The following is a 7,590-nucleotide window of genomic DNA, read 5'->3' as shown; positions in this document are numbered from 1 at the left end:
GTTGGTTGTTTTCCCGGAGCCCGCTCCCGCGTCACGGGCCGCGGGGGGGGGGGGGCCGGACCCGCGCAGGGCCCCCCACCCGGGGGGGGGGGACGGGCCGTCGTCGTGCGGGACGGGCTCAGTCGGCGCTGCGCCCGGCGGCGCGGCGCTGGGCCCGGTTGCCCACCGGGGCGTCGGTGCTCGAGGCGTCGCCGGCGTGCACCTCGACGTCGCCCTCCGCGGTGGGGGCGGTGTACTGCAGCTGCTGGCGCACCGGCTGCTCGAAGCCCGGGGCGGTCGGCTGCGCACCGGCCTGCGGCGTGGCCTGCACCTGCAGGGAGAACAGGTACCCGACCGACTCCTCCTTGATGGCGTCGGTCATGGCCAGGAAGAGCTGGTAGCCCTCGCGCTGGTACTCCACGAGCGGGTCGCGCTGGGCCATCGCCCGCAGGCCGATGCCCTCCTGCAGGTAGTCCATCTCGTAGAGGTGCTCGCGCCACTTGCGGTCCAGCACCGAGAGCACGACGCGGCGCTCGAGGTCGCGCAGCACGGGGGCGCCGAGCTGCTCCTCGCGCGCGTCGTAGCAGGACTGCGCGTCCGCGCGCACCTCCTCCAGCAGCCGCTCCACCGTGAGGTTGCCGCGGCCGCCGGCGGCCTCCACGACCTCCTCGGGCGTGACGGACACCGGGTACAGCGTGCGCAGCTCGGCCCAGAGGACCTCGAGGTCCCAGTCCTCGCCGAAGCCCTTGGCGGTGGCCTGCACCACGTACGCGGTGACCGTGTCGTCGATGAAGTGCCGGACCTGCTCGTGCAGGTCCTCGCCCTCGAGCACCTTGCGGCGCTCGGCGTAGATGACCTCGCGCTGGCGGTTGAGGACGTCGTCGTACTTCAGGACGTTCTTGCGGATCTCGAAGTTGCGGCCCTCGACCTGGCCCTGCGCGCTCTGGATGGCGCGGGTGACCATCTTGGACTCGATGGGCACGTCCTCGGGGATGCCGCTGCGCGTCAGGAACGACTCCACCAGGGCGGCGTTGAACAGGCGCATGAGGTCGTCGGTCAGGGACAGGTAGAAGCGGGACTCGCCCGGGTCGCCCTGGCGGCCGGAGCGGCCGCGCAGCTGGTTGTCGATGCGGCGCGACTCGTGCCGCTCGGTGCCCAGCACGTACAGCCCGCCGAGGTCGCGGACCTCGTCGTGCTCGGCGCGCACCGACTCCTGCGCCTGCTTCAGCACGTCCGGCCAGGCCGCCTCGTACTCCTCCGGCGACTCGTCCGGGTCCAGGCCGCGGTCCTTCATGGCCGCCACGGCGAGGAACTCCGCGTTGCCGCCGAGCATGATGTCGGTGCCGCGCCCGGCCATGTTCGTGGCCACGGTGACCGCGCCGCGGCGCCCGGCCTGGGCGACGATCGACGCCTCGCGCTCGTGCTGCTTGGCGTTCAGGACGGTGTGCTCCACGCCGCGCTTGGTGAGCAGGGCGGAGAGGTGCTCGCTCTTCTCCACGCTGGTGGTGCCCACCAGGACCGGCTGGCCGGTGGCGTGGTGCTCGGCGATGTCCTCCACGACCGCGGCGAACTTGGCCGGCTCGTTCTTGTAGACGAGGTCGGGCTGGTCCACGCGCACCGCCGGGCGGTTGGTGGGGATCGAGACGACGCCGAGCTTGTAGATCTGGTGGAACTCCGCGGCCTCGGTCATGGCCGTGCCCGTCATGCCCGAGAGCTTGTCGTACATGCGGAAGAAGTTCTGCAGCGTGATCGTGGCGAGCGTCTGGTTCTCGTTCTGGATCGGCACGCCCTCCTTGGCCTCGATGGCCTGGTGCATGCCCTCGTTGTAGCGCCGGCCGGCGAGGATGCGGCCGGTGTGCTCGTCGACGATGAGGACCTCGCCCTTGGGCGAGACGACGTAGTCCTTGTCCCGCTTGAACAGCTCCTTGGCCTTGACGGCGTTGTTCAGGAAGCCGATGAGCGGGGTGTTGACGCTCTCGTAGAGGTTCTCGATGCCCAGCAGGTCCTCGACGCGCTCGATGCCCGCCTCGAGGATGCCGACCGTGCGCTTCTTCTCGTCCACCTCGTAGTGGACGTCGACGGACAGGCCGCGGACGATCTTGGCGAACTCGGTGTACCACTTCGTGGGCGCGTCGGAGGGCCCGGAGATGATCAGCGGGGTGCGGGCCTCGTCGATGAGGATGGAGTCGACCTCGTCGACGATGGCGAAGTGGTGGCCGCGCTGGACCATCTCCGCCGAGCTCCACGCCATGTTGTCGCGCAGGTAGTCGAAGCCGAACTCGTTGTTCGTGCCGTAGGTGATGTCCGCGGCGTAGGCGGCGCGCCGCTCGTCCGGGCGCATGCGCGAGAGGATGCACGAGCTGCTCACGCCGAGGAAGCGGTACACGCGCCCCATGAGCTCGCTCTGGTACTCCGCGAGGAAGTCGTTGACCGTGATGACGTGCACGCCCTCGCCGGTGAGGGCGTTGAGGTACGCCGGCAGCGTGGCGACGAGGGTCTTGCCCTCACCGGTGCGCATCTCGGCGATGTTGCCCTGGTGCAGCGCGGCGCCGCCCATGAGCTGCACGTCGAAGTGCCGCTGGCCCAGCGTGCGCCGGGCCGCCTCGCGCACCACCGCGAAGGCCTCCGGCAGCAGGGCGTCGAGGCTCTCGCCCTTCGCGAGGCGCTCCTTGAAGCGGTCGGTCTCGCCGCGCAGCTCGGCGTCGGACATGGCGGTGAAGTCGTCCTCGAGGGCGTTGACCTGCTCCGCGATGCGGTGCAGACGCTTGACGACGCGGCCCTCGCCGGCGCGGAGGACCTTCTCGACGATGGCTGGCACGGGGGCAGTCTAGCGACGGCGCGGCGCCCGCAGGTGCGCGGACGGAGGGAGGAGGTCGCGCTGCGTCGATCACAAGTCACTCGACGCACGCGCCCCCGCCCCGCCCGCCCTCAGCCGGCGCCGTTCAGCAGCTTGCGCAGGTCGCGCGGGGGCACCGCGCGCACCGGCACGGGCGCCGGCGTGCGCGCCGCGCGGGAGGGCACGATCTGCACCGGGCCGACCCGCGCGCCCCCGGCCCCGCCGGCGCCCAGCACGCCAGCGTCGACGCCACCGGCCCCACCGGCCCCACCGGCCCCACCGGCCCCGACGGCGGCCGCGACCGCCGCGGCGTCCTCGCGCAGCAGCGCCGGCACCTCCCCCGCCGGCAGCGGTGCGCCCAGCAGCAGCCCCTGGGCCAGCGCGCAGCCGGCCCGCAGCAGCGCGCGCACCTGGCCGGGGCGCTCGACGCCCTCGGCCACCACGCCCAGGTCCAGCGCGGCGCCCAGCTCGCACAGCGTGCGCACCGCCCCGGCGGCCCGCTCGCCCTCGGGGCCGTCCAGCGCCGCCACCAGCGAGCCGTGCAGCTTCAGGCCGTCCACCGCCAGGCGGCGCAGCGCCGCCAGCGAGGGGCCCTGCGCGTCCCCCAGCAGGGCCGCGGCGGTGGCGAAGTCGTCCAGCACCACGCGCGCGCCCGTGGCCCGCAGCTGCTCCAGGCGCACCGCGAGCACGTCCGGGTCGGCCGAGAGCACGCCCGCGGGCACGTCGAGCACGAGCGCGCCGGGCTCCAGGCCCGCCTCGGCCAGGGCCGCCGTCACGTCGGCGGCCACCGAGCGCGAGAGGGCGTGCGGCTCGGACAGGTTCACCGTCAGCGACAGCTGCGGCGCCTGCTCGCGCCAGCGCACCGCCTGCGCGCACGCCGCGCGCAGCACCCAGCGCCACAGGGCGTCCACCGCCTCGGAGCGCTCGCCGCCGTGCAGGAAGGTGCCCGGCTCCAGCGTCCCGCGCACGGGGTGGTGCCAGCGCAGCAGCGCCTCCAGGCCCACCACCGCCCCGTCGGAGAGCCGCACGAGCGGCTGGTAGACGAGGTCGAGCTCGCCGGCGGCCAGCGCGCGCGGCAGGTCCGGCTCCAGGTGCCGGCGCAGCGCCTCCACGTCGTGCGCGCCCGGCTCGTGGACGACCACCGCGCCGACCGCCGCCGCCGGGTCCCCGGCGCGCGAGCGCGCCTTGGCGCGGTGCATGGCGTCGTCGGCGCGGCGCAGCAGCTCCTCGGCGCCCACGCCCTCGGCCGCGACCGCCACGCCGATGCTGGCGCCCACCCGCACGCAGCGCCCGTCCAGCTCCAGCGGCGCGCCCAGGCGCTCCAGGACCCGCTCGGCCAGCCGCCGCGCGGCCCGCTCCGGGTCGGACCCGTGCACCACGACGGCGAACTCGTCCCCGCCCAGGCGGGCGGCGAAGTCGTCCCCGCGCAGGCAGCGGCGCAGCCGGCGCGCCACCCGCCCGAGCACCTCGTCGCCGGCGGAGTGCCCCAGCGCGTCGTTGACGGCGTTGAAGCCGTCCAGGTCCACGAACAGCAGCGCCGTGCCCGGGCCGTCCGCGGCCCCGTCGCGCAGCACCAGCTCCAGGTGGCGCAGCAGCGTGGAGCGCGGCGGCAGGTGCGTCAGCGGGTCCGCCGAGGCGGCCTCGACCGCCCGCGCCGACTCGGCCTGGCTCAGCGCGGTCGAGGCGTGCTCGGCGAAGGCGCGCAGCACCGTGGCGCCCACCGCGTCCAGCGGCTCCTCGCCCGCGCCGACGACCAGGGCGCCCACCGCCCGGCCGTTGACGTGCACGGCGGCCGCGGCGGGGCGCCCGGCGCCGCCGACGTCCACGCCGATGCCGCGCAGCCCCGAGGCCGCGGCCAGCGCGTGCTCGGCCTCCACCGCGGGCTCGCCGACGGCCGCGACCACGCGCAGGCGCATCTGCGAGCGCGGGTCCGCCAGCACCAGCGAGACCGGCCGGCCCTGGAGCAGGTCCGAGGAGCTGCGGGCGATCTGCAGCAGCAGCTCCGGCAGCGGGTGGCGGCCGGCCACGGCGCGCTGGAAGCGCACCGTCGTGGTCAGCACCTGCTCGCGCTGGGCCAGGGCCTGCTGCAGGCGCGAGCGCTCCGCCACGCCCAGCGCGCCCTGCCGGCGCAGCCGGCGCTCGCGCTCGCTGCCGTGCCGGGCGAGCACCACCAGGCCCAGCACCCGCGCCAGCACCCGCACCGCGGCCAGCTGCGCGGGCTCCACCGCCACCTCGCCGGCCCGGCCCACGACCAGCTGCACCCCGGGCAGGTCCGGCACGTCGACGACCTCGGCGCGCACCGGGCCCAGCCCGGGCACGGTGAAGGTGCCGCCGCCGTCGCGCACCGCGCGCGAGAGGCCGCGCTCGGGCAGGAAGCGCTGGCCCAGGCCCACGCCGCCGTGCACCCGCCCGTCCTCGCACACGGCCACCACGTCGGCGTCGACGAGGTCGGCGAGCACGGCGGCGGCGCGGGCGAGCACCTCGTGCTCGGCGCCGGGCAGGTTCAGCCGCTCGAGCACCTGCTCGAGCAGCTCGCCGGCCTGCGCGACCCGGTCGTCGCTTCGCGGGGGAACGTCCACGGCGAGGGTGTCGGCCGCCCACCGCCTCACGTTGAGCCGAGCGCCCCGACGTGACCCGAACGCCCCAGCGCGCCCGACAGCGCGGGGGCGAGGTCCCCGCGGCCGGCGACCTCGACCGCGCCCAGGCCCAGCCAGCCCGCCAGGCGCTCCAGCTCGGCGGCCAGCTCCTGCGCGGTGCCCGCCGGCGCACCCGGTTCCGCCCACGCCGCCGGCACCCGCAGCACCCCGCCCGGCGCGGCGCGGTCGGCCTTGAGGTCCACGCGCGCCGCGATCCGCTCGCCCAGCAGGAACGGCAGCACGCAGTAGCCGTGCACGCGCTGCTCGCGCGGGACGTAGAACTCCAGGCGCAGCGCGACCCCGAAGACCTCCTCGGTGCGCGGGCGGTGCCACACCAGCGGGTCGAAAGGGGTCAGCAGCGCCCGCGCGCGCACCCGCGGGGCGCGCGCGCCCACGTGCCGGTACACCGGCCGGCGCTCGGAGGAGGCCCACCCGCGCACCCGCACCGGCACCAGCTCCCCGGCCTCCACCAGCTGCGCGACCGCCCGGCGCGACTGCTCCGGGCGCAGGCGGAAGTAGTCGCGCAGGCTCGCCTCCCCCGCCACGCCCAGGGCGCGCGCGGCGATCGAGACCAGCGCGCGCACCGCCTCCTCCGGCTCGGGGTCGGCGGCGGCGGCCACCTCGGGGGGCAGCACCCGCTCGGTGAGGTCGTAGCGGCGCTCGAACTGCGCGGTGCGCCCCGCGCTGGAGACGGCCCCGGCGAAGAAGAGGTGCTCCAGCGCCCGCTTGACCGCCGACCAGTTCCAGCCCCAGTGCTCCGAGGGGCGCGAGCCGCCCGGGGCCAGCGCCGCCTCCAGCTCGCGCGCCGTCAGCGGCCCGTGCGCGCCGACGTGCTCGAGCACGGCGGCCACCAGCGCCGGCTGCTCCACGGCCACCGAGCGCACCGAGCCCCAGGCGTCGTGCGCGGCGCGCGCCATGCGCCAGCGCAGCAGCCGGTGGGTGGCCGGCGGCACGTACGACGCCTCGTGCGCCCAGTACTCCACGAGCCGGCGCGGGCGGCGCTGCGCGGCGCGGTCGAGCACCTCGCGCGGGTAGGGGCCCAGGCGGCTGTAGAAGGGCAGGTAGTGGGCCCGGCACAGCACGTTCACCGAGTCGATCTGCACCACGCCGAGGCGCTCGAGCACCCCCGCCACGTGCGCGGCGCCGGGGGCTGCCGGGCGCCGGCCGGCGAAGCCCTGCGCGGCCAGCACGGCGCGGCGCGCCTCGGCCGCGCCCATCTCCTCCGCGACGGGCGGCGGCGGCTCGCTCAGGACAACTCCACGATCTTCTCGCGCACCGCGTACACCACGGCCTCCATGCGCGAGTGCAGCTGCAGCTTCTCCAGCAGGTTGCGCACGTGGTTCTTCACCGTGTTCTCGCTGATGCCCAGCTGCCCGGCGATCTCGCGGTTGGCCATGCCGCGCGCCAGCAGGCGCAGCACGTCCAGCTCGCGCGGGCTCAGCCGCGGCGCGCCCACCACGCCCAGGCTGCGCTCCTCGTCGCGCCGGCGCATGGCCGCGAACTCCCCCAGCAGCAGCCCGGCCATCTTCGGGGTGATCAGCGACTGGCCGGTGACCACCGCGCGGATCGCGTCGGCGACCTCCTCGGCGGGCACGTCCTTGAGCAGGTAGCCGTTGGCGCCGGCGCGCACGGCGGCGAACAGGTCGTCCTCCTCCTCGGAGGAGGTCAGCATGACGATGCGCGTGGAGGGGGCCACCGCCTTGATCTCGGCGCAGGCGTCGATGCCCGAGCGGCGCGGCATCCACACGTCCATGAGGACCACGTCGGGCAGCAGCTCCTCCACCCGCCGCACGGCCTCGGCGCCGTCGGCGGCCTCGCCGACCACGTCGATGTCGTCCTCGGTGGACAGCACCATCTGCAGGCCGCGGCGGAAGAGGGAGTGGTCGTCCACGACGACGACGCGCACCGCGTCGGCCCCCGTGTCCCGCGGGCTGCTCGGCACCGGTCCTCCTCGTGGTGGCGGCGGGCCCGGCGGGTCCGCGGTGCCCGGATCCTGGCACGGGCGCGCCGGGCGCACCCGCCCGGGGCGCGGTGGCGCGCCGGGCGCGGGGGGGGGGGGGGGGGGGCGGGGGCCCCCCCCCCCCCCCGCCCCGGCCCCCCACCTCACCCCACAAACACCCCCCCCAGGCCGAGCGCCCC

Annotated in this window: 4 protein-coding genes; all 4 read right to left on the bottom strand. The window is 76.2% G+C overall.

The window, feature by feature from the left end; genetic code table 11:
- Positions 1 to 118 precede the first annotated feature (118 nt).
- Positions 119 to 2,797, bottom strand: a complete 2,679-nt coding sequence (gene secA / locus ACRYMN_RS20455; RefSeq protein ID WP_432499213.1) for a preprotein translocase subunit SecA — start codon at positions 2,795 to 2,797, stop codon at positions 119 to 121.
- 110 nt (positions 2,798 to 2,907) lie between these two features.
- A complete protein-coding gene (locus ACRYMN_RS20450) occupies positions 2,908 to 5,394 on the bottom strand; it encodes a putative bifunctional diguanylate cyclase/phosphodiesterase (RefSeq protein ID WP_432499212.1) in 2,487 nt (828 codons plus the stop codon).
- A gap of 26 nt (positions 5,395 to 5,420) precedes the next feature.
- Positions 5,421 to 6,668: a winged helix-turn-helix domain-containing protein gene (locus ACRYMN_RS20445; protein WP_432499210.1), complete on the bottom strand. Its 1,248-nt coding sequence runs from the start codon at positions 6,666 to 6,668 to the stop codon at positions 5,421 to 5,423.
- 29 nt (positions 6,669 to 6,697) lie between these two features.
- Complete coding sequence (locus ACRYMN_RS20440; protein WP_432499208.1) at positions 6,698 to 7,393, bottom strand: response regulator; 696 nt, start codon at positions 7,391 to 7,393, stop codon at positions 6,698 to 6,700.
- Between the last annotated feature and the right edge of the window lie 197 nt (positions 7,394 to 7,590).

This window comes from Kineococcus gypseus (assembly GCF_050871305.1).
Taxonomy (GTDB): Bacteria; Actinomycetota; Actinomycetes; order Actinomycetales; family Kineococcaceae; genus Kineococcus; species Kineococcus gypseus.
This window is presented reverse-complemented; position numbering and strand designations above follow the sequence as displayed.

Excerpts from the sequence above, each read along its gene's own strand:
- ACRYMN_RS20445 (WP_432499210.1), bottom strand. The coding sequence starts at position 6,668 with ATGGGCGCGGCCGAGGCGCGCCGCGCCGTGCTGGCCGCGCAGGGCTTC.